Annotated in this window: 20 protein-coding genes; 14 read left to right on the top strand and 6 right to left on the bottom strand. The window is 70.6% G+C overall.

Annotated features, from left to right (window positions below):
• Window positions 1-344 precede the first annotated feature (344 nt).
• Entirely contained in the window at window positions 345-1,352 is a 1,008-nt protein-coding gene (locus ACFTZL_RS17715) for a hydroxyacid dehydrogenase (protein WP_382583128.1), read from the bottom strand.
• A 165-nt stretch (window positions 1,353-1,517) separates the two neighbouring features.
• Between ACFTZL_RS17715 and ACFTZL_RS17710 the strand changes: the two genes are divergently transcribed.
• On the top strand, window positions 1,518-2,774 hold the full coding sequence (locus tag ACFTZL_RS17710; protein WP_382583125.1) for a D-arabinono-1,4-lactone oxidase: 1,257 nt from the start codon (window positions 1,518-1,520) through the stop codon (window positions 2,772-2,774).
• A 29-nt stretch (window positions 2,775-2,803) separates the two neighbouring features.
• Here ACFTZL_RS17710 and ACFTZL_RS17705 read toward each other — a convergent pair whose 3' ends face one another.
• Window positions 2,804-3,148, bottom strand: coding sequence for a helix-turn-helix transcriptional regulator (locus ACFTZL_RS17705; RefSeq protein ID WP_382583122.1), 345 nt, complete (start codon window positions 3,146-3,148; stop codon window positions 2,804-2,806).
• Window positions 3,149-3,336: 188 nt separating this feature from the next.
• Here ACFTZL_RS17705 and ACFTZL_RS17700 point away from each other — a divergent pair, with 188 nt between their 5' ends.
• The 9 genes from ACFTZL_RS17700 to ACFTZL_RS17660 all read left to right on the top strand — a co-directional run bounded on the left by ACFTZL_RS17700 (window position 3,337) and on the right by ACFTZL_RS17660 (window position 14,497).
• Window positions 3,337-4,032, top strand: coding sequence for an ANTAR domain-containing protein (locus ACFTZL_RS17700; RefSeq protein WP_382583119.1), 696 nt, complete (start codon window positions 3,337-3,339; stop codon window positions 4,030-4,032).
• 208 nt (window positions 4,033-4,240) lie between these two features.
• Entirely contained in the window at window positions 4,241-5,491 is a 1,251-nt protein-coding gene (locus ACFTZL_RS17695) for an ROK family transcriptional regulator (protein ID WP_382583116.1), read from the top strand.
• A gap of 222 nt (window positions 5,492-5,713) precedes the next feature.
• The gene (locus ACFTZL_RS17690; RefSeq protein WP_382583114.1) at window positions 5,714-6,979 is read left to right on the top strand and encodes an ABC transporter substrate-binding protein; all 1,266 of its coding nucleotides are present in this window, start codon (window positions 5,714-5,716) and stop codon (window positions 6,977-6,979) included.
• 21 nt (window positions 6,980-7,000) lie between these two features.
• The gene (locus tag ACFTZL_RS17685) at window positions 7,001-7,966 is read left to right on the top strand and encodes a carbohydrate ABC transporter permease (protein ID WP_382583111.1); all 966 of its coding nucleotides are present in this window, start codon (window positions 7,001-7,003) and stop codon (window positions 7,964-7,966) included.
• Window positions 7,963-8,850 (top strand): carbohydrate ABC transporter permease, encoded by an 888-nt coding sequence (locus ACFTZL_RS17680; protein ID WP_382583108.1) that lies wholly within the window; start codon window positions 7,963-7,965, stop codon window positions 8,848-8,850. The genes ACFTZL_RS17685 and ACFTZL_RS17680 overlap by 4 nt, the downstream gene beginning before the upstream one ends.
• Before the next feature lie 12 nt (window positions 8,851-8,862).
• Entirely contained in the window at window positions 8,863-11,730 is a 2,868-nt protein-coding gene (locus tag ACFTZL_RS17675; RefSeq protein ID WP_382583105.1) for a glycoside hydrolase family 2 TIM barrel-domain containing protein, read from the top strand.
• A gap of 158 nt (window positions 11,731-11,888) precedes the next feature.
• Window positions 11,889-12,884 carry an ATP-binding cassette domain-containing protein gene (locus ACFTZL_RS17670; RefSeq protein WP_382583102.1) on the top strand — a complete coding sequence of 332 codons (996 nt, stop codon included), beginning with the start codon at window positions 11,889-11,891 and terminating at the stop codon, window positions 12,882-12,884.
• Between the two features lies 1 nt (window position 12,885).
• A complete protein-coding gene (locus ACFTZL_RS17665) occupies window positions 12,886-13,689 on the top strand; it encodes an ABC-2 family transporter protein (RefSeq protein WP_382583100.1) in 804 nt (267 codons plus the stop codon).
• Between the two features lies 1 nt (window position 13,690).
• Window positions 13,691-14,497: an ABC transporter permease gene (locus ACFTZL_RS17660; protein ID WP_382583097.1), complete on the top strand. Its 807-nt coding sequence runs from the start codon at window positions 13,691-13,693 to the stop codon at window positions 14,495-14,497.
• Here ACFTZL_RS17660 and ACFTZL_RS17655 read toward each other — a convergent pair.
• Complete coding sequence (locus ACFTZL_RS17655) at window positions 14,487-15,782, bottom strand: MFS transporter (RefSeq protein ID WP_382583094.1); 1,296 nt, start codon at window positions 15,780-15,782, stop codon at window positions 14,487-14,489. The two genes, ACFTZL_RS17660 and ACFTZL_RS17655, sit on opposite strands and share 11 nt — an antisense overlap.
• A 95-nt stretch (window positions 15,783-15,877) precedes the next feature.
• On the opposite strand from ACFTZL_RS17655, the gene ACFTZL_RS17650 reads away from it, so the two are divergent.
• The 4 genes from ACFTZL_RS17650 (at window position 15,878) to ACFTZL_RS17635 (ending at window position 19,520) form a co-directional block, all read left to right on the top strand.
• Window positions 15,878-16,954, top strand: coding sequence for an endo-1,4-beta-xylanase (locus tag ACFTZL_RS17650; protein ID WP_382583091.1), 1,077 nt, complete (start codon window positions 15,878-15,880; stop codon window positions 16,952-16,954).
• 138 nt (window positions 16,955-17,092) lie between these two features.
• Window positions 17,093-17,860, top strand: coding sequence for a hypothetical protein (locus tag ACFTZL_RS17645; RefSeq protein ID WP_382583088.1), 768 nt, complete (start codon window positions 17,093-17,095; stop codon window positions 17,858-17,860).
• Between the two features lie 120 nt (window positions 17,861-17,980).
• Window positions 17,981-19,300: a jacalin-like lectin gene (locus tag ACFTZL_RS17640; protein WP_382583085.1), complete on the top strand. Its 1,320-nt coding sequence runs from the start codon at window positions 17,981-17,983 to the stop codon at window positions 19,298-19,300.
• A 37-nt stretch (window positions 19,301-19,337) separates the two neighbouring features.
• Window positions 19,338-19,520 carry a hypothetical protein gene (locus ACFTZL_RS17635; RefSeq protein WP_382583082.1) on the top strand — a complete coding sequence of 61 codons (183 nt, stop codon included), beginning with the start codon at window positions 19,338-19,340 and terminating at the stop codon, window positions 19,518-19,520.
• 23 nt (window positions 19,521-19,543) lie between these two features.
• Here ACFTZL_RS17635 and ACFTZL_RS17630 read toward each other — a convergent pair whose 3' ends face one another.
• The 3 genes from ACFTZL_RS17630 to ACFTZL_RS17620 all read right to left on the bottom strand — a co-directional run.
• Window positions 19,544-20,824 (bottom strand): patatin-like phospholipase family protein, encoded by a 1,281-nt coding sequence (locus tag ACFTZL_RS17630; RefSeq protein WP_382583080.1) that lies wholly within the window; start codon window positions 20,822-20,824, stop codon window positions 19,544-19,546.
• A complete protein-coding gene (locus ACFTZL_RS17625) occupies window positions 20,821-21,900 on the bottom strand; it encodes a ComEC/Rec2 family competence protein (protein WP_382583077.1) in 1,080 nt (359 codons plus the stop codon). Before ACFTZL_RS17625 ends, ACFTZL_RS17630 begins: the two co-directional genes overlap by 4 nt.
• A gap of 30 nt (window positions 21,901-21,930) precedes the next feature.
• On the bottom strand, window positions 21,931-22,123 hold a 193-nt coding region (locus tag ACFTZL_RS17620), incomplete at its 5' end, for a S8 family serine peptidase (RefSeq protein ID WP_382583074.1).

Genomic DNA, 22,123 nt, shown 5'->3' with positions numbered 1-22,123 from the left:
CCCTGTCACAGCCGGCCACATCGGCGAGGGCCCGCCGGGCCACGCACCCCGCCCGGCCCATAGGGGCCGGCAGCCCGACGGGCAAGCGCACGACGGCCGACCGACGGCAGTCGAACATCAGCGCCAGGCCCGCCCGCGCGCGACCGTCACACCCCAGCGGAGCTGCCCGCCCGGCCGACCGCATCGGGCGATCCGCCGGACCGCGCACGCCCACCCGCCCACCGGGACCCCCGGCAACCCGGCGGGGCAGACAAGCACACGACAGCCGACTGGCTGCGGCCGATCCGAACCGGATCAATTCCGCCGATGCCAGCACATACCGGCACTGCTGACGAAGCGCGTCCTCAGGCCTCGCGCTCCAGCGCCGCCAGTTCGACCGCGTAGGCCGGCTTCTCTCCGGCCAGCAGCCGTTCCGCCTCCTCGGCGACCGTCTGGCCCAGGCGGGCCAGTTCGTTGCCCTGGGAGCCCGCGAGGTGCGGGGTGACGAAGGCGCCGGGCAGGTCGTAGAGGGGTGAGTCGGCGGGGAGCGGCTCGGGGTCGGTGACGTCGAGGATCGCGGTCAGGCGCCCGGCGCGCAGTTCCGCCACGAGGGCGTCGTGGTCGACCAGCGCGCCGCGCGCGGTGTTGACGAGCACCGCCCCGTCGGGCATCAGGGCCAGCTCGCGGCGGCCGATCAGGTGATGGGTCTCGGGTGTCTCGGGGGCGTGGACGGTGACGATGTCGGAGGTGCGCAGCAGATCGTCCAGCTCCAGGAGGGGGACGCCCAGCGCGGCGGCCTCCGCCTCGTCGACGTACGGGTCGGTGAGGGCGGGCCGCAGATCGAAGGGGCGGAGCAGTTCGAGGACGCGGCGGCCGATACGGGAGGCGCCGATCACGCCGACGCGGCGGCCGTAGTTGCCGATGCCGGGGACGATGCCCCAGCCGGAGGAGGTGCGGGACGTGCGCATCCGGTCGCGCGCGGCGAGGACGTCCTTCCCGGCGAGCAGGATCATGGCGAGGGTGTACTCGGCGACCGGCAGCGCGTTGGCGACGGCGGCCGAGGAGACGGCGATGCCGCGCCGCCAGATCCCGGGGGTGGCCAAGGACTTCACCGAGCCGGCCGAGTGCAGTACGGCGCGCAGCCGGGGAGCCGCGTCGAGGACCGTCTCGTCGAGCCGCGGGCAGCCCCAGCCGGTCACCAGGATCTCGGTCCGGGCCAGCGCGCCGCGCACACGCGGGTCGGTGAAGTCCTGCGCCACGAGGGCGGGATCGATGTCCACGGACTCCCGCAGCCGCGCCAGCACCTCGGGCGGGAAGACCTGCGGCACGTTCTCGGCGGCCATGGCGAACAGTGCCTGGGGGCGCTGGCTCAAGGAGGTGACCTTCCGGCTCGGCGGCGGAACTGAGGCGATAGAAAACGCTCTCTACTATGTCTCCACGGTAGGCCGGGCCGGGCGGCTGGAGCAATGGACACCGGGCCGAGGTAGGTTCCGGCAGGGGCTTGCAGTCCCCACAGCCTCGGGGAAAGGACGACGTGGATGAACGGGACCGTGACCAACTGGGCGGGCAACATCACCTACGCGGCCAAGGAGCTGCACCGGCCGGGCTCGCTCACCGCACTGCGCGCGCTGGTCGCGGACAGCGACCGGGTGCGGGTGCTGGGCAGCGGACACTCGTTCAACGAGATCGCCGAGCCGGGCGCCGAGGGCGTCCTGCTGTCGCTGGCCGGTCTGCCGCCGGAGGTGGACGTCGACACCGCGGCCCGCACGGTCCGCGTCGGCGGCGGCGTGCGCTACGCGGAGCTGGCCCGCCGGCTGCACGGGCAGGGTCTGGCGCTGCACAACATGGCGTCCCTGCCGCACATTTCGGTGGCCGGGTCGGTCGCCACCGGCACCCATGGCTCGGGGGTCCTCAACGGCCCGCTCTCGACGGTCGTACGCGAGGTGGAACTGGTCACGGCGGACGGCTCGACGGTGACGATAGGACGGGACGAGGAGCGCTTCGGCGGGGCCGTCACCTCGCTCGGCGCACTCGGTGTCGTCACCGCGCTCACCCTCGACCTGGAGCCCGCCTTCGAGGTCGAACAGCATGTCTTCACCGAACTGCCGCTGCGGGGAATGGACTCCGGGACGTTCGAGACGGTGATGGCGACGGGGTACAGCGTCAGCCTCTTCACCGACTGGCGTGCGCCGGGCTTCCGGCAGGTGTGGCTGAAGCGGCGCACCGACCAGGCCCTGCCGGCCTTCCCCTGGGCCGCTCCCGCCGCCGAGAAGATGCACCCGGTGCCGGGCATGCCCGCGGTGAACTGCACCGAGCAGTTCGGTGTGCCGGGGCCGTGGCACGAGCGACTTCCGCACTTCCGGGCGGAGTTCGTCCCGAGCAGCGGGGCGGAGCTGCAGTCGGAGTATCTGCTGCCGCGCGGGCACGCCGTGGAGATGCTGCGCGCGCTCGACGCGATCCGGGAGACGGTCGCCCCCGTTCTGCAGACCTGCGAGGTGCGTACGGTCGCCGGTGACGACCAGTGGCTGAGCCCGTCCCACGGCCGGGACACCGTCGCGGCGCACTTCACCTGGGTCGAGGACACACGGGCGGTGCTGCCGGTGGTGCGGCGGGTCGAGGAGGCGCTGGAGCCCTTCGGGGCGCGGCCGCACTGGGGAAAGGTGTTCACCGTGCCCGCGTCCGTCCTGGGCGGGCTGTATCCGCGGCTGGACGACTTCCGTGCGCTGACGCGGGAGCTGGACCCGGAGGGGAAGTTCGCCAACGCCTTCGTACGGGAGGTGCTGGCGACGGCGTAGGGCCTGTGGGCCCCGGGGCGGCCGGGAGGTCAGGCCTCGGCGTGCGACCTGCCGCCCGGGGCGGTGACGCGGTCGGCCTCGGCCTGGACTAGCAGGGAGAGCAGTGACGCCACGGTCAGACCGGCCTCGGCGGGGTGGCGCAGCACCTTGCCGGGGTCGATCCGGTACGTGTTGGTGCGGCCCTCTTTGGTGTGGGAGAGATATCCGTCCTGCTCCAGGTCGGCGATGATCTTCTGCACGGCGCGTTCGGTGAGCCGGCAGTGGGCGGCGATGTCCCGGATACGGGCGCTGTGATTGTCGGCGATGGTCGCCAGCACCCGGGCGTGGTTGGTGATGAACGTCCATCCGGTGTGTGGCTCGGGCACTCCATCCATGCCCCAACTCTAGCGACCCGGGGTTCACGCACTCAAAAACACGTACTTCGTTTCATGTATCGGTTGACGTGTGTGGGGTAGAGAGGCAACGCTGGACACGGAGGCAGGGCGAACGGACAAGGGAGAAGAAGGCCATGCCGGAGCCTGCGTACCCTGCGCGGCCTCGCGCACTGGAGGGCGCCGCATCCATGGCGGGCGACAACGCACCGGCGGCGATCCCGCCGTGCATGGCGACCATGGACGTCGCACCGGACGGCGACCGGATGACCGTGACCCTGTGGGGGGAACTGGACCTGGGAAGCCGACGGCTCCTGCCGGACCTGTACGACATCCTCACGCTGTCGGGCAGCGGCATCGACCTGCGCCTGGACGCGGTCGGCTTCTGCGACTGCTCGGGCCTCAACGTGCTGCTGGATCTGCGCATGCGCGCCCTCGACCTGGACAAGACGGTCGCCGTCCGCTCCGGCGGCCGCTCGGTCGAGCGGGTTCTCGATCTGACCGGCACCCGTGAGCTGTTGACGAACCCCGTCCCTCCGCCCGCCCGTGTTGTCTCCCGTCAGGCCGACGCCGACCAGGACCTGCGGGCCGAAGTCGCCCAGTTGCGACGGGCGATGCAGACCCGGCCGACCATCGATCTGGCCCGCGGCATCCTGATGGCCTCCTTCGGACTGAGCCCCGAGGCGGCCTGGAGCGTGCTGGTCCGGACCTCCCAGAACACCAACACCAAGCTGCGCCGGCTGGCCGAGGAGCTGGTGGGTGCCGCCCACGGAACCACACTGCCGGAGCAGGTGCAGCGGCAACTGGCGGCCGCGGTCGCGAGCGCGAGCACCCGGAGCGCTGCGGCGGCGTGTCCCGCGAGCGGAACCGTCGAGCACGGGGACTGACACACCCCTCCCGCGACCCGCCCCGCCCGCCCCCTGAGGCATCATGAACAGGCCACGGTCGGCCGCCACCGGTCCCACCAGGAGCGCACTTTATAAAGCCCCTTTCCAAACCCCTTGTCGAAAGTCCCGCCAGCCCATAGCCTTGCGCCGCGCCGGTGCCGATGCCGACCCCGGCCAGGGCCGGTCTGGGAAGGAATGGGGCACCCCGGTGAAGCGCACATCACGCGACATCCGCACCGCGAACCGCTACGAGGTGCTGCGCCAGATCATCGCGGAGTCACCCACCTCCCGGCAGGAGCTGGCGGCCGCGACCGGCCTCAGCCTCGCCACGGTGGCCACGCTCGTGGGCGAGCTGCTCGACCTCCGCATGATCACGGAGGTCGGCTTCGAGGACTCGGCCGGTGGCCGGCCCCGGGGCCTGGTGGCGGTCAACGCCTCGGGCGGCGCGCTGATCGGCGTCGACATCGCCGAGACGTACGTCCATGTCGAGCTGTTCGACCTGGGGCTGAACGTCCTGGCCCGCGCCGAGGAGGACGTCCGCGCGAGTGAGAGCCTGCCCGAGCAGGTGGTCGGCCATGTGGCCGCCGCCGTCGGCTCGGTGGTCACCCAGGCCGGCATCGAGGGCGCCCGGGTGCTCGGGGTCGGTGTGAGCGTGCCGGGGCAGGTGGACCGCGCCACCGGCATCTCGGAGTACGCGCCCAACTGGGACTGGCACGACGTACCGCTGCTCGACCTGCTCACAGAGCACATCGCCTACCCGCTCTACCTGGACAACCCGCTGCGCGCCAGCGCGGTCGCCGAGCTGTGGTTCGGGGCCGCGCGCGGGGCCGGGAACGCCGTGGTGGTCAACCTCGGGACCGGCGTGGGCGCCGGGCTCGTCCTGGGCGGCGGGCTGCACCGCGGCGTGAGCAACAGCGCCGGCGAGTGGGGCCACACCACGATGGTGCTGGACGGGCGGCTGTGCCGCTGCGGCAACCACGGCTGTGTGGAGACGTACGTCGGCGCGCGCGGCATCATGCTGAACCTGCGGGAGATCGGCCCCGACAGCCCGCTGCTGCACGCGGAGGACCAGACGGCGACCATCGACGCGCTGGCCCGCGGCATCGCGGCGGACGACCCGGTGGCACGCCGGGCCGTCCACGAGACCGCCCGCTATCTGGGCGCCGGCGTCGCGGACCTGGTGAACCTGTTCAACCCCGAGATCGTCGTGCTGAGCAGCTGGGTCGCCCGCACCCTGGGCGAACCGCTGCTGCACGAGGTGCGCGAGGCCGTGACCCGGCACGCGCTGCCGCGGCCGCTGGCCGCCACCGAGATCGTCCTCTCCCCGATCCCCACCGACCCGGTGTGCCTGGGCGCGGCGACGTTCGCGCTGGAGGGCGCGCTCCAGGCCGTCGGGCAGAAGAACGGCAAACGCACCGCCCCCGTGAGGAGCCGTACCGCCGCCGCACCACCCTCGTAGCGGCGGAAGGAACTCCTCCGCCACTCACGCTTGTTCGAAATCACGAACCGGACACAACGCTTCGAACAGACTTCGTCCAACCCCTTGCCGAAGCCTTAGCCGAAGCTCTAGCGTCCCGCACCGCACCTCTCTTTGAGCCATCTGGCAACGAGCCCCCGGGCCCGTGAGCCAACAGGCAGTGAGCCGAAGAGCCGCAGCCGCACTCGAGACAAGGACGTCAGCATGTCGGCATCGAGCAACATGAACTGGGACCGCCGAACCGTACTGCGGGCCGCGATGGGCCTGGCCGCCGCCGGCGGACTCGCCGCGTGCGGCAGCAACACCGGCCGGGGCGGTGGGTCCGGGTCGGGCGACGGCCTCACCCAGTACTTCCACGCGTACGGCGAGGCCGGCGTCGAGCAGGCCGTCAAGAAGTACGCCAAGGCCTACAAGGACGCCAACGTGACCACGCAGTGGATCACCGGCAACAACTACGAGCAGAAGCTCTTCGCCGCGCTGCTCACCAAGAACGCGCCGGACGTCTTCGAGTTCCACCCGCAGATCCAGCTCGTCAAGAGCGGTCAGGTGGCCGACCTGACCGACATCATCGAGCCCGTCAAGGACGACTTCAACCCGGCCGACATCAAGTCGCACACGGTCGACGGCAAGATATACGGCATCCGGATGATCGACGACCCGCAGTTCCTCTTCTACCGGCCCTCGCTGTTCGAGAAGGCGAAGATCGAGGTTCCGACCACGCTGGAAGAGCTGATCGAGGCCGCCGACAAGCTGACCACCAACAAGGTCAAGGGCATCTTCCTCGGCAACGACCTGACCTCGATCCAGCACAACGTGATCTGGTCGGCCGGCGCCGACACCCTCACCGCGGACAACAAGCCCGCCTTCAACACCGACGCCGTGGCCGACGGCCTCAAGCAGCTTCGTGGCCTGTTCACCAGCGGCAACCTGCTCCTGGACGCCCCCGCCGACTCCTGGGACCCGTCGGCCTTCAACCAGGGCCTGACCGCGATCCAGTGGTGCGGCATGTGGGCCATGCCGGCCATGCAGCAGGCGCTCGGCGACGACATCGGCATCTTCCCCTTCCCGAAGATCGGTTCCGCCGGCAAGGAGTCGGTCTACAACGGCGGCTGGTCGATGTTCGTCAACGCCAAGGGCGACAACGTCGAGGCGGCCAAGGAATACGTCAAGTGGCTGTGGATCGACCAGAAGAAGTACCAGGAGGACTTCGCCACCTCCTACGGCTTCCACATCCCGCCGCGCACCTCCCTCGCCCAGTCCGCTTCCAAGCTGAAGTCCGGCCTGCCGGCCGAGGGCGTGAAGCTCTTCAACGAGTTCGGCCACTTCGACAACATCGGCTGGACCCAGGCCATGATCGCCGCGATCAACGACGTCATGGCGAACTCCGTCCGCAAGGGCGGCGACCCCAAGGCCCAGCTCGCGGCCGCCGAGAAGAAGGTCGACGCCGAGCTCAAGAAGCTGTTCGGTTAGGCCCGGCGGACGGACCACGACATGTCGACCACCACCACACGCGGGGTCGCCCAGCCCGCCCCGGCCAAGGTCTCCAAGACCCGGCCGAGGCGGGGCCTGAGGGCGAGCAGCACCTTCAACTTCTGGCTCTTCACCGGCCCGTTCCTGATCGGCCTGGTGATCTTCGTCTTCGTGCCCATCGGCTGGAGCATCTGGCTCAGCTTCTTCGAGGCACGCTTCACCGTCACGCCGAGCGAGTTCGTCGGCTTCGACAACTACAAGCAGATCCTGACGGACACGAACTTCCGGAACTCGCTCGTCACGTTCACCGTGTTCGCCGCGTTCATCGTGCCCGCCACGTGGGCCATGTCGCTGAGCCTGGCGCTGCTGGTGAACCGGCTTCGGTTCATGCGGGCGTTCTTCCGGTCGGTTTTCTTCCTGCCGACCGCGGTCAGCTATGTCGCCGCCTCGCTGATCTGGAAGATGTCCATCTTCAACGGCGTCCGCTTCGGCCTGGCCAACACCGTCATCGGCTGGTTCGGCATCGACAACGTCGCCTGGCTGGCCAACCCCGATCCGCCCTGGTACTGGCTGGTCATCGTGACCGTCCGCCTCTGGCTCCAGTCGGGCTTCTTCATGATCCTTTTCCTGGCGGCGCTGCAGAACATCCCGCGGGAGCTGTACGAGGCCGCCTCCATCGACGGGGCCAAGCCGGGCTGGCAGACCTTCCGGCACATCACGCTGCCCCAGTTGCGAGCCACGTCCACCGCGGTGATCCTGCTCCTGCTCGTCGCCGCCTACCAGGCCTTCGACGAGTTCTTCAACCTGCTCTCCAAGGCCACCTGGGGCCAGCCGCCCCTGGTCGAGTTGTACAAGATGGCCCTCGGCAACAACCAGAACTACGGCGCGGGCAGCGCGGGCGCGGTCGTGCTGACCCTGCTCATCTGCATCGTCACACTGCTCCAGGGCAAGATCATGGGCTTCGGAAGGGGTGAGGAGGCCAAGTGACCACCACAGCACCCGACATCCGCAAGGGCGCGAAGCCGGCTGCCAAGGCCAAGCGTGGCGGCGGGGTCCTCGGCAACACCGGTCTGTACATCGCGACCGGCATCGCGGCCCTGCTCTTCCTGATCCCCTTCTATCTGATCGTCCGCAACGCGCTGATGACGGACCAGGAGATCACGGGCGAGGAGTGGAAGTGGTTCCCCACCTCCATCCAGTGGGGCAACATCACCGAACCCTTCAACGACGTCACCGTCGACTTCGCCCAATCCCTGTGGAACTCCGTCGTCGTCGCCGTCCTGCACACCTCGGGCATCCTGCTGATCTGCTCGCTGGCCGGGTACGGCCTCGCCCGGATCCCTTACAAGCACGCCAACAAGGTGTTCTACGCCGTTCTCGCCACGCTGATGGTTCCGACGGCGGTCACCTTCGTGCCGAGCTTCGTCCTCGTCTCGTCCCTCGGCTGGGTGGACAGTTACCGGGGTCTCATCATCCCGGGGCTCTTCAGTGGTTTCACCTGCTTCCTGTTCCGGCAGTACTTCCTGGGGTTCCCCAAGGAGCTGGAGGAGGCGGCGCGCGTGGACGGGCTCGGCTACTGGGGCGCGTACTGGCGTGTCGTCGTGCCGAACTCGCTGAACTTCTTCGCGGCCATCGCCACGATCACCTTCATCAACGGCTGGAACGCCTTCCTGTGGCCCCTGGTCATCGGCCAGGACCCGAGCGCCTGGACGGTCCAGGTGGCGCTGTCGTCGTACATGACGAACCAGACCGTCAACTATCACCTGATCTTCATGGCCACGGCCATTTCCATCCTGCCCCTGGTGTTCGTCTTCCTCTTCCTCCAGCGCTGGCTGGTGCAGGGGATCGCCCAGACCGGCATCAAGGGCTGAGCTAGGAGACCGATGTCTTTCCGCACCACCGCCGACTATGTCGAGGACGTCTCCCCGGGCAGCGGGGCCCTCCCGGCCCGTGCCTGGTACGCGTCCTCGGACGCCACGTCCCTGTCGCTGAACGGCAGCTGGCGCTTCCGGCTGTCGGCGACGATCGACGCCGAGGACGACTCGTTCGCCGAGGAGGGCTACGACGCCCAGGGCTGGGCCGAGGTCACGGTCCCCGGGCACTGGGTCCTCCAGGGCGACGGGGCGTTCGGGTCCCCGATCTACACCAACCACCTCTACCCCTTCCCGGTGGACCCGCCGCACGTCCCGACGGAGAACCCGACCGGTGACCATCTGCGCGTCTTCGACCTGCCGTCGGACTGGCCGTCGGACGGCGGGGCGGTGCTGCGGTTCGACGGCGTCGAGTCCTGCGCCCGCCTCTGGCTGAACGGCACGGAGCTCGGCGAGTTCAAGGGCTCCCGGCTGGCGCACGAGTTCGCGGTCGGGCATCTGCTGAAGCCGGGCGGCAACGTCCTGGCGGTGCGGGTGCACCAGTGGTCGGCGGGCTCGTACCTGGAGGACCAGGACCAGTGGTGGCTGCCGGGCATCTTCCGTGACGTGACGTTGCTGCACCGCCCGGCGGGCAGTGCGGGCGACTTCTTCGTGCACGCGTCGTACGACCACACCACCGGCGAGGGCACCCTGCGTGTCGACTCCGACGTCGAGGGGCGGGTGACCGTCCCGGCCCTGGACATCGATGTCGCGACCGGCGAGCCGGTGACGGTGGCCGTCGAGCCGTGGACCGCCGAGACGCCTCGGCTGTACGACGGTGTGCTGGCCACCGAGGGCGAGCGGGTGCCGCTGCGGATCGGTTTCCGGACCGTCGCCCTCGAGGACGGGCTCATCAAGGTCAACGGCAAGGCCGTCCTCTTCAAGGGCGTCAACCGGCACGAGTGGCACCCTACGATGGGCCGTGCGCTCGACCTGGAGACCATGCGCGAGGACGTGCTGCTGATGAAGCGGCACAACCTCAACGCCGTGCGCACCTCGCACTACCCGCCGCACCCGGCCTTCCTGGACCTGTGCGACGAGTACGGCCTGTGGGTCATCGACGAGTGCGACCTGGAGACCCACGGCTTCACCGAGCAGGACTGGCGGGACAACCCGGTCGACGACGACCGCTGGACCCCGGCCCTGCTGGACCGCGCGGAGCGGATGGTCGAGCGGGACAAGAACCACCCGTCGGTGGTGTTCTGGTCGCTGGGCAACGAGGCCGGCACCGGGCGCGGGCTCACCGCGATGGCCGAGTGGATCCACGACCGCGACCCCGAGCGGCTGGTGCACTACGAGGGCGACTGGAACTGCCGCGACACGGACGTGTACTCGCGGATGTACGCCTTCCACGACGAGGTCGACAAGATCGGGCAGCGGCTCGACGGCGGTACCGGCAAGCGCCGGGAACTCCCCTTCATCCAGTGCGAGTACGGGCACGCGATGGGCAACGGCCCGGGCGGACTCGCCGACTACCAGGAGCTGTTCGAGAAGCACGAGCGGCTCCAGGGCGGGTTCATCTGGGAGTGGATCGACCACGGTGTCCAGCACGCCGAGCTGGGCTACGCCTACGGCGGTGACTTCGGCGAGGAGCTGCACGACGGCAACTTCGTCTGCGACGGGCTGGTCTTCCCGGACCGGACGCCGTCGCCGGGCCTGATCGAGTACAAGAAGGTCATCGAGCCGGTCCACATCGAGGGCGACGGCGCCGACGGCACCGTGCGGATCACCAACAAGCAGGACTTCGCCGACCTGTCCGCGCTGGCCTTCGAGTGGTCGTGCCAGGTGGACGGCGAGACCGTCGAGTCGGGCCCGCTGGCGGTGCCGGTGCTCGTGCCGGGCGAGAGCGCCGAGGTGAAGCTGCCGGAGCCGCCCGCGGACGGCCGGGGCGGCGAGCGCCAGTGGACGGTGCGGGCGCTGCTCGCGGACGACACGCTCTGGGCCCCGAAGGACCATGTCGTGGCCTGGGGGCAGTTCGCCGTGGGGGCGCGGCCGCTGCCGTCCTTCCCCGCGAGTGACCGGCCGGTGGCCGGCCCGGACCGGATCACCCTCGGCCCCGCCGAGTTCGACCCCCGCACCGGCGCCCTGCGCTCGATCGGCGGGGTGGCGGTCGGCGCGGCACCGCGGCTGGACGTGTGGCGGGCGCCGACCGACAACGACGACGGCGCGGAATGGCAGACCGACACCCGCTACGGGATGCTGTGGCGCACGCTCGGCCTGCACCGTATGCAGCACCGTCTGGTCTCGGTCGAGGCCGGCGACGATGCCCTGACGGTGCGGACCCGGGTGGCGCCCGCGGCCCGCGAGGTCGGCCTGGACACGGTGTACCGCTGGACGTCCGACGGCGAGCGGCTGCGGCTGTCCGTGTCCGTGACCCCGGAGGGCGACTGGGCGGTGCCGCTGCCCCGGCTCGGTGTCCGCTTCGGACTGCCGGAGGCCGACCGGGTGGAGTGGTTCGGCGGTGGTCCGGGCGAGGCGTACCCGGACACCGGGACGGCGTCGATGGTGGGCCGCTGGCAGTCCACGGTGGACGGGCTGCAGACCCCGTACGTCCGTCCGCAGGAGAACGGCGCCCGGGCCGATGTCCGCTGGGTGGAGCTCGGCGGGCTGCGGATCGAGGGCGACCCGGAGTTCTGGTTCACCGCGCGGCGCTGGACGACCGAGCAGCTCGAAGCGGCCCGGCACCGCACCGACCTCACGGCCGGCGACACGGTGTGGGTCAACCTCGACCACGGGCAGCACGGCATCGGCTCGCAGTCGTGCGGCCCGGGTCCGCTGCCGCAGTACTTCCTGAAGGCGGAGCCGACGGAGTTCTCGTTCGTGTTCTCGACCACCGGTTGACTCGACCCCCGGTTGAGAAGAACGCCAGGTAAGAAATCGTTTAATCGATTGACCAATTGATCGACATTCCGACAGTGTCGGGACGTCATCCGCGGCCGGTCGGCCCTCGAAGCCGACCGGCCGTACCTGTGTTCACCACATGGAAGTGGGTGGGTCAATTGAGTGTCTCCATCGAGGTCCGCGGGCTGTCCCGGACCTTTCACACCACCGTCCGCCGCCCCGGTTTCCTGGGCGCCGTCCGCTCACTCGTCAACCCCGAGCGGGTGGCCAAGCACGCCGTCGCCGACATCACCTTCGACGTGGCCCCGGGCGAACTCCTCGCCCTGCTCGGCCCGAACGGCGCCGGCAAGTCCACCACCATCAAGATCCTGACCGGCATCCTCACCCCCACCTCGGGCGAGGCCCGGGTCGCGGGCGTCGTGCCGTACCAGGAGCGGGAGCGCAACGCGCGGAACATCGGCGCGGTGTTCGGGCAGCGCACCCAGCTCTGGTGGGATCTGCCGGTGCGCGAGTCGTTCGCGATCCTGCGGGACATCTACGAGGTGCCGAAGGCCGAGCACGCCGCCCGGCTGAAGGAGTTCGACGAGATCCTGGACCTGTCGTCCTTCTGGGACACCCGGGTCCGCCATCTCTCCCTCGGCCAGCGGGTGCGCAGCGACCTGGCCGCCGCCCTGCTGCACGATCCGCCGGTGGTCTTCCTCGACGAGCCGACCATCGGCATGGACGTGGTGGTCAAGGAGCAGGTGCGGGAGTTCCTGCGCCACCAGGTGGAGCAGCGCGGCCGTACGGTCCTGCTGACCACGCACGACATGACGGAGGTCGAGCGGCTCGCCGAGCGGGTGGTGCTGGTCAACCACGGCCGGCTGGTCCTGGACGGCACCCTCGACGAGATCCGCCAAAAGTTCGGCTCCACGTGGCAGGTGCGGGCGACCCTCGCCGACCCGCACGCCGAGGTCGTGCCGCCGCCCGGGATCACACTGCTGCGGCAGACCGGCGCACAGGTCGTCTTCGGCCCCGACGGGGCGGACGCGCCCACCGTCCACCAGGCGCTCAAGGCGGTGATCGAGCGGTACGAGGTGACCGACATCGCCCTGGACGAGGCGGACCTGGAAGACGTGATGCGGGCCGCGTACGTGCATGCCGGGGAGGTCTGACATGGCCGTGCTGCACGCCTGGCGCGCCGCCCGCGTCACCCCGCTGGGCGAGCTGAACGCCCCGCCCCGGATGACGGCCGTCGCGCTGCGGCTGGCCGTACAGGTGGTACTGGTCTGGTCGCTGTGGCGCGGCCTGTACGCGCATTCCGGCACGACCGCCGGCCTGAGCCGCGACCAGGCCGTCACCTACGCCGTGCTGGCCGTACTGGCGTCCCGGCTGCGGGAGCTGGACCAGTACACGGGCCGGGACACGGTCCTCCAGCACATGCACCTGGGCACCATCGTCTACTGGTACCTGCGCCCGCTGCCGCCGCAGCGCTACTACGCCCTGCGGGCCGCCGGCGAGCAGTTGTACGGACTCGCGTGGGCGCTGACCGGGTACCTGGTCTGTCTGGCCGCGGGCATCGTCGAGCCGCCCCGCTCGGCGGCCGTGGCCGGAGTGTTCGTGCTCAGCATGCTGCTGGGCCAGTGGGTCCTGTACTACGTCATGCTCGTGCTCGACCAGTTGTGCTTCTGGACGATCCGCAACAACGCCGCGATGCTCATCCTGCTGTTCGCGCAGAACCTGCTGTCCGGGGTGTACGCGCCGCTGTGGTTCTTCCCGGACTGGTTCGTGACGATGAGCGCCTTCCTGCCCTTCCAGGCCACGCTGAGCGTGCCGCTGTCGCTGTACGTGGGCCGGATCCCCCTGTCCGACGCGGCCTTCCAGCTCTCCGTCCAGGCCGCCTGGGTCGTGGTGCTGGCGTTGTTCACCCGGCTGCTGTGGCGGCGGGCCGCCCGGCGCGTGATCTCGCAGGGAGGCTGAGATGTCGTTGAAGGCTCTGCGGATCGTGTGGCGCGTGACGGCGCTCAACTTCCGCGCGCAGATGGAGTACCGCACCGAGTTCCTGCTGATGATCGCGATCGGGGCGATCTGGCAGGTGTCGGTGATCGTGTTCGCCACGGTGCTGTTGACCCGGTTCGCCGGGATGGGCGGCTGGGACAGCTCGGACGTGCTGCTGATCCCGGCGACGCGCATGCTGGCGCACGGTCTGTTCGTGCTGTTGCTGGGGCGGGTGCACTTCGCCGGCCGGCAGATCCAGGAAGGCCGCATCGACATCTACCTGATGCGTCCCATGCCGGTGCACCGGCAGATCCAGCTCGCCTACTTCCCCACCAACGCCATCGGGGACCTGACGGTCGCGGCGGGCCTGATGGTGGGCGCGCTGTCACGCAGCGACCTGGACTGGACGGCGGGCCGGATCACGTATCTGATCGCGGCCGTGCTGGGCGGCATGCTGCTGGAGGCGGCCCTGTTCACGGTCGTCGCCAGCGCGGCCCTGCGTTTCCCTGCGGCCGACTACTGGGGCCGCTGGCTGGAGGAACTCCTCGGCACGTTCGGCAGCTACCCGCTGAACGTCCTGCCCAAGGCCGTGGGCGGCTTCCTGACCTACGGCCTCCCGCTCGCGTTCGTCGCCTTCTTCCCGGCGGCGGTACTGACCGGCCACGGGCATACGACCGGTGTGCCGTACTGGCTGGCGGCGGCCTCACCGCTGCTCGGGCTGCTGGCGTATCTGGGTGCGCGGGTGCTGTGGCGGTGGAGTCTGCGGCACTACAGCGGGGTCAACGGCTGACGGTCCGGCCCGACCCGCGGATCGGGGTGAACAGGGCGGCCACGGCGAGCAGGACGCAGGTCGCTCCGGCGGCCAGGGCGACCGGCGCCGTGCCCTGTTCCTCCGCGGCCCAGGTCAGCACGGCGGCACCGATCGGTGCCGCCGCGTAGTGCAGGGTCCAGAACGCGGAGGTGACCCGGCCCAGGAGGTGTTCCGGGGTCACCTCCTGGCGGAGCGACAACGAGCAGGTGCCTCCCATGGCGGCACAGGCGAGGAAGGCGGCGCACAGCACCGCGACCACGGGCACGTCACGGGCCCAGCCGAGACCGGCGAAGGCGAGGCCGCAGCCCGCGACCGAGCCGGTCCACGTCGGCCCGAAGCCGAGGCGGCGGCGGATCCGGGCCACGAGCAGGGCGCCGGTGATGGTGCCGAGCGCGCCGGCGGCCATGACGGTGCCGACCGTGCCGTCGTCCCGGCCGAGGTCGTGCTTGAGGTGGTAGATGACCAGGTCGTGGATACCGAGGGTGAGGAAGCTGAAGACGAACAGCAGGACGGTGAGCGAGCGCAGCACGGGGTGGCCGTAGAGGAAGGCGATGCCGGTGCGCAGGTCCTGCCACAGGCCGGTGCGCTTGCCCGGCTGTTCGTCCGGAGCGCGCTTGCGGAACCGTACGAAGAACAGGAGCGTCGCCGACACCCCGAAGCTGGCCGCGTTCACGCCGACGGCCGCGGCCGGGCCGGACCAGGCGGCGACCAGCCCCGCGCACAGCGGCCCGAGGACGCCCGCGGCGGCAGCCGTGGCGTTCAACCGGCCGTTGGCCTCGGTGAGTTGCTCGGTGCCGACCAGGCCCCGTACGACGGTGACGTAGCCGACCGCGAACAGCATGCCGACGGCCTCGCACAGCGGCAGCACCACGTACAGCAGCCAGATCTGCGGGCCGAACAGCCACACCAGCGGGATCACCCCGTACAGCCCCATGCGCACGAGGTCGCAGGTGATGAGCAGCCGGCGCCGATCCACCCGGTCCACCACCGCCCCGGCGAACACGGCCGCGAGGACCGACGCCGCCCCGCCCACCGCGGTCAGCAGCCCCATCCGCGCGACCGAGCCCGTGGCCTCCAGGACCAGCAGCGGAAGGGCGATCAGGGCGAAGGAGTCGCCGAGGACGGAGAGGGTCTGCGCGGTCCAGAAGGTCCCGAAGTCCCGCTGCCGCCACAGCGGGCGGGTGCCGCGTAAGCCGTCGTCGCCGGCGTCCGAGGGCGTGCCGCTGCCGGGCTCGTCCTCGCGCCGTGCCGCCTCGTACGTCATGCGCCCTCCCCCGTCGCCGATGCACGGCAACCTTACGGCCGGCCGCGGCGACCGGAGGGTGTCGCACCCGCGTCCCCACCCCCACAGGAGGAGCCGTGCCGCACTCCGCAAGAGGCCACCGCCGCGCCTTCCGTCCGCTCACGCTCGCCGCCGCGGGCGCACTGGTCGCCACCGCGGCCGTGGCGCTCCCGCAGTTCACTCCGGACGCCTCCGCCGCCACCACGCTGCGCGGCTACGCCGACGCGCGCGGCGCGCGGATGGGCGCGGCGGTCGCCGACGGGCCGCTGCGCACCGAGGCGGCCTACACCACCGTCCTGAACCGGGAGTTCAACTCGGTGACGGCGGAGAACGCCATGAAGTGGGACGCGCTGGAGCCCAGCCGGAACAGCTACAACTGGGCCGCCGCCGACCGGCTGGTCAACCATGCCGCGGCCCACAACCAGGGAGTACGGGGCCACACCCTGGTCTGGCACAACCAGAATCCGTCCTGGCTGGCGAACGGCAACTTCTCGGGGTCCGAGCTCAACACGATCCTCAAGAAGCACATCGACACCACCCTCGGCCGCTACAAGGGCAAGATCTACGCCTGGGACGTCGTCAACGAGGCGTTCAACGAGGACGGCTCGATGCGCAACTCGCTCTGGCAGAGCAAGCTCGGCTCGGGGTACATCGCCAACGCGCTGCGCTGGGCACACGCGGCCGACCCGAACACCAAGCTGTACATCAACGACTACAACATCGAGGCGGACAACGCGAAGAGCGACGGCCTGTACAACCTGGCGCGGCAACTCCTCGCGCAGGGCGTGCCGTTGCACGGCGTCGGCTTCCAGGCGCACTTCGTCGTCGGCCAGCTCCCCGCGTCGATGAAGGCGAACCTGAAGCGCTTCTCCGACCTCGGCCTGGAGGTGTCGATCACCGAACTCGACGTCCGCATCCCGCTGCCGGCGTCGTCGGCCGAGCTGGCCCAGCAGTCCACGGACTACAAGACGGCCACGGAGAACTGCCTGGGCGTGCCGCGCTGCGCGGGCGTCACGGTCTGGGGCATCACCGACAAGTACTCCTGGGTGCCGGGCACGTTCAACGGGTACGGGGCGGCTCTGCCGTACACCGAGAGCTACGGGGCGAAGCCGGCGTACCAGGGGCTCTCAGACGGGCTCAATCCGCAGGCGTAGGCGGAAAACCGTTAGGGGTGGGCGGTGCGGGCGGGCTATCGTCCGCACCGTGAGCTGATCTCTCCCGCGGTGTCCCGGACACCGCAGACGCGCAACGAACTCGCTTTGCCGTGTCCGTTTTCACAGGGAGAGATCACCATGCACATCGTCCTGGGCAACACCCCTGACGACACACTCGCGGCCTTCACCGCACGGGCCGCCGAGGATCCCGGAGTCGTGGGCCTGGTCCTGAGCGGCTCCCGGGTCCACGAGGGCATGCCGACGGTCCACTCCGACTACGACCTGCACGTGATCCTCCGGGACCGGCAGGCCTCCGAACTCGCCGAGCTGGACTGGTTCCGTTCCGCCCACCTCGACCTCGTGGTCATCCCGCTGGCGGAGTTCCGGACCCGTGGCATGCCCGGCCGGCCCGATCACTTCGCGCGCTACTCCTACGTCCACGCCGAGGTGCTGCTCGACCGGCTCGACGGGGCCATCGCCCGGATCCTCGACGAGAAGCGGAGCCTGGGCGCCGAAGAGGCCCGGGCCGCGGTCGACGGCTGGCTCGACGCCTACGTCAACCAGACCTACCGGTCCCTGAAGAGCTACCGCGACGGCCACCCGGCCATGGGCCACCTGGACGCCGCAGAGTCCGTCCCGTACGCCCTGGAGGTGCTCTTCGCGCTGCACCGCCGTGTCCGGCCCTACAACAAGTACCTGCGGTGGGAGCTGGAGCGGAGCCCGCTGGGCGACCGGCGGTGGGAGGCGGACCGGCTCCTGCCCGTCGTGGAACGCCTGCTCTCCGACGGCGACCCGGACACACAGCGCGCGCTCTTCACCGACATCGAGGAGGCGGCGCGGAAGGCCGGGCACGGTGAGGTCCTCGACTCCTGGGGCACCGACCTGGAGCTGCTGCGTCACTCCTGACGCCGGAGCGTCTCCCACTGTTTTCCCGACTTCCCTTGCGTACCAAGGGTGTTGCCCCCGAACCTGAGCACCGTTCACCTTTCTTCCCCCTCCGCCCCTCCCCGACCGGAGACACCCCCCATGAAGAGACTGATCGGCACCCTCATGGCCGCCGCCCTGGCCGTCACGGGTCTTGCCACTACCGCCGCGACCCCCGCCGTCGCCGCGGACTCCGGCTCCTTCAACGTCCTCACCTACAACGTCGCGGGCCTTCCCGAGGGCCTGAGCTCCGGCAATCCGGAGAAGAACACGCCGCTGATCTCCCCTCGCCTCGGGGCGTACGACATCGTCAATGTGCAGGAGGACTTCAACTACCACGCCGCCCTGTACGCGGGCGACGACCACGCCCACCGCACCGCGACCAGCGGCGGTGTCCCCTTCGGCGACGGTCTCAACACCCTCTCGGACCTTCCCTTCGAGGACTTCGAGCGGGTGAAGTGGAACAAGTGCACCGGCACCAACTGCCTCACCCCCAAGGGCTTCTCGCTGGCGCGGGTGCGGCTCGCCGAGGGCGTCTTCGTGGACCTCTACAACGTGCACACGAACGCGGACGACTCGGACGACGCGCTCGCCGCCCGCCGGGCCAACGTCGAGCAGCTCTCCGACTTCATCCAGGCGAACTCCGCGGGCAACGCGGTGATCGTCATGGGCGACACGAACACGCGGTACACGCGCTCCGGCGACAACATCCGCACGCTCCTGAGCGAGAACGGCCTCACCGACGCATGGGTCCAGCGGGTGAAGGGCGGGACACCCCCGGCCCAGGGCAGTGACGCGCTCGTCTGCCCCGCGACAGCGCCCACCAACGACTGCGAGGTCGTGGACAAGGTCCTCTACCGCGGCAGCAAGCTGCTCAGCCTCGACGCGACCCGCTACAGCAACGTATGGGCGTCCTTCCTCGACCCGGCCGGCGCCAACCTCTCCGACCACTTCCCGCACACGGTCGACTTCTCCTACACGCTCAACTCCTCCCTGCGCGCGAGCGACTTCTTCGGCGGCCCGCACGGCACCGCCTTCAACGACGCGGACGACCTGCCGGCGACCCCGGCCCCGCGCACGCTGACCCTGCGCGGCAACGCCCGCCTCGACGCGGTGTCCCTCACCCACGACGGAGGTACGACGCTCAGCCACGGCGGCACGGGCGGTACGGCGACGTCCCTGGCGCTGGCGGCCGGTGAGCACCTGACCTCGGTGAAGCTCACGCAGGGCCAGAAGGACGGCCGTACACGTCTGTTCTCGGCGGCGTTCACGACCGACAAGGGCCGCAGCCTGTCCGCCGGCACGGCCACGTCCGACGCGAAGACCTTCACGGCCCCCGCCGGCCGGCAGATCGTGGGCTTCACGGGCCGCGCGGGAGACGAGGTCGACAAGCTGGGGGTGGTGTACGCGCCGATCCGCTGACGCGCGAGTCGTGGTCGGTCGTGGCGTACGAGACGCTGTGCGAGCACCCCGAGTGGCCATCACGGACCCGGGCGATGTGGTGGCGGTCGTCCACCAACTCGCCCCGCGGTTCGGCGCGGTGGTCGACCGGTCGCACGACAACGGCCTCGAGCCGCACAGCCTGCCGCGGTACCTGACGGCGAAGAAGACGGGCCGTGCGGTGGCCGAAGGGCTGAGGTGACCGGCACGGGCACAGGCTCTCGGTCAGAGTCGCGGCGGGCGCAGGGCCGTCAGGTCGGACGGCAGCAACTCCGGGTGGTAGGTCGCCAGGGCCGCGCCGCCGAGCCACCAGCCGCGGTGGACCAGGGCCCGGCACAGGCCCGGGTCGAGTCGGTCGAAGACGGTCGGGACGAGGGCCAGGTGCCGGTCGTCGAAGGCGGGGTGTTCGGCGAAGGCCGCGCGCCAGCGGCGCAGGGCGTCCGGGCCGTCGGCCGGGAAGTCGGTGGAGAGCTGGACGAGGACTCCCCGGCGGGCACCGCGCGGCAGTTCGCCGTCCGGGCCCGCGCCTCTAGCCTGCTCGAAGCGGTCGACGACGTCCCGGGTCCGCAGCGTGGTGCTCTGCCGGTACAGCAGTGAGTTCGCCCGGGCCAGGTCGCGGACGACGGGGACGCGCCCGTACAGACCGGGGCGCAGCAGTCCTCCGGCGTTGAGGACGCACAGGAAGGTGTGGCGGTAGCGGTCCCCGTCGATGGCCTCCAGGCCGGTGTTGTCGTACGTACCGCCGTCGAGCAGCGCGGGCGGGTGGGTGGCGCACGGGAAGGGGCGTCGGTCGAGGACGACGGGCGGGAAGGCGCCGGGCACCGCCGCGGAGGCGGACACGGCCCGGCTCAGCCGCAGCCGCGTGCCGGTCGTGGGAACGAGCCCGATGGTGTAGTCGCCGTACACGTCTCGTTCGAAGGTGAAGCGGGCACCGGTGGTCAGGTTGGCCGCGTTGACGATCCAGCGCACCTGCGGGTCCAGCCGCTCCAGTTCGGCCTTCTCGAAGAACCACTCGTCCAGGCGCCTGGCCAGGAGGTCCGTGCGGGTCGTGGGGCCGAGGGTCCGCCACAGTCCGCGCAGCAGGGCACGCTTGAGGGAGCGAGTGGAAACACGGTCGACGACCGGTGCGATGACCAGCTCGTCCACGGCACGCGCGGTGAAGCCCTCCTGCCGCAGCGCGGGCCAGGCCGTGGCCAGGCAGCCGTTGGCGATCGAACCGCCGGACACGGAGGAGGAGTAGCGCAGCCGGGACAGCAGCCCGGTGTCGGCGAGCAGCCGGATGAAGCCGAGTGCGGAGAGGGTGGCGCGGAATCCTCCGCCGGACATCGCGAGCGCGACCGGGTGTGCCGTGGCGGGCGGTTCGGCCGGGCGGAGGCTGTCACCGCAGGGGCGGGCCACGAGGCCGGTGCCGACGGCGGGCGAGTCGACGATCCATCCGGGACCGGCGGCCGTCACGGTCTCGGCCGGGGGCGCGGGCGGGGCGGGGGCATGCCGGGCGGAGGTCATGGCCGGTCTCCGATCGTGACGACGAGCGCCTGCTCGGCGGGCTCCCGGACGTCGACGTCGAAGGCGCGGCCCTCGCTCAGTCGCGTCAGTTCCTCCTCGGCGAACGGGATGTGATTGGTCAGGTGGATGACGTACTCGTCGTCCGGTGCCCGGGACTCGACGAGCCAGCGCAGGGTGTCCTCGTTCGGATGGTGGTGGCGGATGCCGTCGGCGGACACGACGTAGTGGTCGGCCCGCACCTGCTCGAAGAAGCCGGCTTCCACGTTGCGGTCGCTGCCGTGGTGCGGCAGCTTCAGCAGATCGACGTGGAGCGGTTCCGAGTCGTCGAGCAGGCCGAGATCGCGCAGCCCGGTCAGGATGTGGTCGCCGCGGGCGTCGCCGGTGAGCAGCGCGGTGCGGTCCTCGTGGCGCAGCAGCAGGACGATGCTGGAGAGGTTCGGCACCGACGAGTCGGAGTACGCCGCCGTGATGACGTCGGGGTCGCCGCGCTGTTTCGCCTTGCGCCAGCGTTCCTCCAGTTCCTCCAGCGCCGCTTCGTCGGGCGCGACGACCGTGACGTCCAGGTCGCCGAGGGTGGCCTCGGCGCCCTCGGTGAGCGGCCCGCCGAACGGGGCGTTGCCGTCCAGGTGCAGGGCGCCGGCCGCGTTGCGGATGTCGCGGCCCTGCTGGTAGCTGGCGGCGACCGCCGCGTCGGTGGCGGCGCGTTCGAGGAGCGGCTTGACGGACGCGCTCAGCCCCGGGGCGCGCTTGTCGACGAGTTCCTCCACGGAGTTGAACCACAGGGCGTCCACCGCGTACGGCAGGGCGTCCCCGTCCTGCTGGGCCTGCCTCATGTCGCGGAAGAGCCGTACGAGCCCGTCGGCGTGGTCGTCGTCGACGTGGGACAGGCATACGACGTCGAGGTGCGGCGGGGCGTCGCCGCCGGGCGTTCCGAGCTGCTGGAGCCGGCCGCGGAGCGAGGCCCGGTAGACGCCGCCGGGACCGCCGTCGACGAGCATGACCCGCTCGTCGGATGTGCCCCAGCGGACGAGGAAGCAGTCGCCGTGCTTGGCGTCGAGGAAATCGAAGGTATACATGTCAACCTGCCTGGCTGGTGGTTCGGCCCGTCAGACGGACTGCACGGCACGCAGCACGTCGACGAGTCCATGGCCCTGGAAGTGGCGTTCGCGAGCGAGGTCGGTCGCCGTGGCGCAGAGGATCTCCTTCACGCGTTCCGGGCGGCCGAGCAACTCCCGGTGGCGGGCCAGCAGCATGGCGGCGGCTCCGCTGACGTGGGCCGCCGCCTGGCTGGTCCCGTGC

The organism is Streptomyces sp. NPDC056948 (assembly GCF_042674225.1).
Taxonomy (GTDB): Bacteria; Actinomycetota; Actinomycetes; order Streptomycetales; family Streptomycetaceae; genus Streptomyces; species Streptomyces purpurascens.
The sequence above is the reverse complement of the archived record's forward strand: the minus strand, read 5'-3'. Positions and strand labels throughout refer to the sequence as shown.

Excerpts from the sequence above, each read along its gene's own strand:
- ACFTZL_RS17710 (WP_382583125.1), top strand. The coding sequence starts at position 1,518 with ATGAACGGGACCGTGACCAACTGGGCGGGCAACATCACCTACGCGGCC.
- ACFTZL_RS17705 (WP_382583122.1), bottom strand. The coding sequence starts at position 3,148 with ATGGATGGAGTGCCCGAGCCACACACCGGATGGACGTTCATCACCAAC.
- ACFTZL_RS17700 (WP_382583119.1), top strand. The coding sequence starts at position 3,337 with ATGGCGGGCGACAACGCACCGGCGGCGATCCCGCCGTGCATGGCGACC.
- ACFTZL_RS17690 (WP_382583114.1), top strand. The coding sequence starts at position 5,714 with ATGTCGGCATCGAGCAACATGAACTGGGACCGCCGAACCGTACTGCGG.
- ACFTZL_RS17685 (WP_382583111.1), top strand. The coding sequence starts at position 7,001 with ATGTCGACCACCACCACACGCGGGGTCGCCCAGCCCGCCCCGGCCAAG.
- ACFTZL_RS17675 (WP_382583105.1), top strand. The coding sequence starts at position 8,863 with ATGTCTTTCCGCACCACCGCCGACTATGTCGAGGACGTCTCCCCGGGC.
- ACFTZL_RS17665 (WP_382583100.1), top strand. The coding sequence starts at position 12,886 with ATGGCCGTGCTGCACGCCTGGCGCGCCGCCCGCGTCACCCCGCTGGGC.
- ACFTZL_RS17660 (WP_382583097.1), top strand. The coding sequence starts at position 13,691 with ATGTCGTTGAAGGCTCTGCGGATCGTGTGGCGCGTGACGGCGCTCAAC.
- ACFTZL_RS17655 (WP_382583094.1), bottom strand. The coding sequence starts at position 15,782 with ATGACGTACGAGGCGGCACGGCGCGAGGACGAGCCCGGCAGCGGCACG.
- ACFTZL_RS17645 (WP_382583088.1), top strand. The coding sequence starts at position 17,093 with ATGCACATCGTCCTGGGCAACACCCCTGACGACACACTCGCGGCCTTC.
- ACFTZL_RS17640 (WP_382583085.1), top strand. The coding sequence starts at position 17,981 with ATGAAGAGACTGATCGGCACCCTCATGGCCGCCGCCCTGGCCGTCACG.
- ACFTZL_RS17630 (WP_382583080.1), bottom strand. The coding sequence starts at position 20,824 with ATGACCTCCGCCCGGCATGCCCCCGCCCCGCCCGCGCCCCCGGCCGAG.
- ACFTZL_RS17625 (WP_382583077.1), bottom strand. The coding sequence starts at position 21,900 with ATGTATACCTTCGATTTCCTCGACGCCAAGCACGGCGACTGCTTCCTC.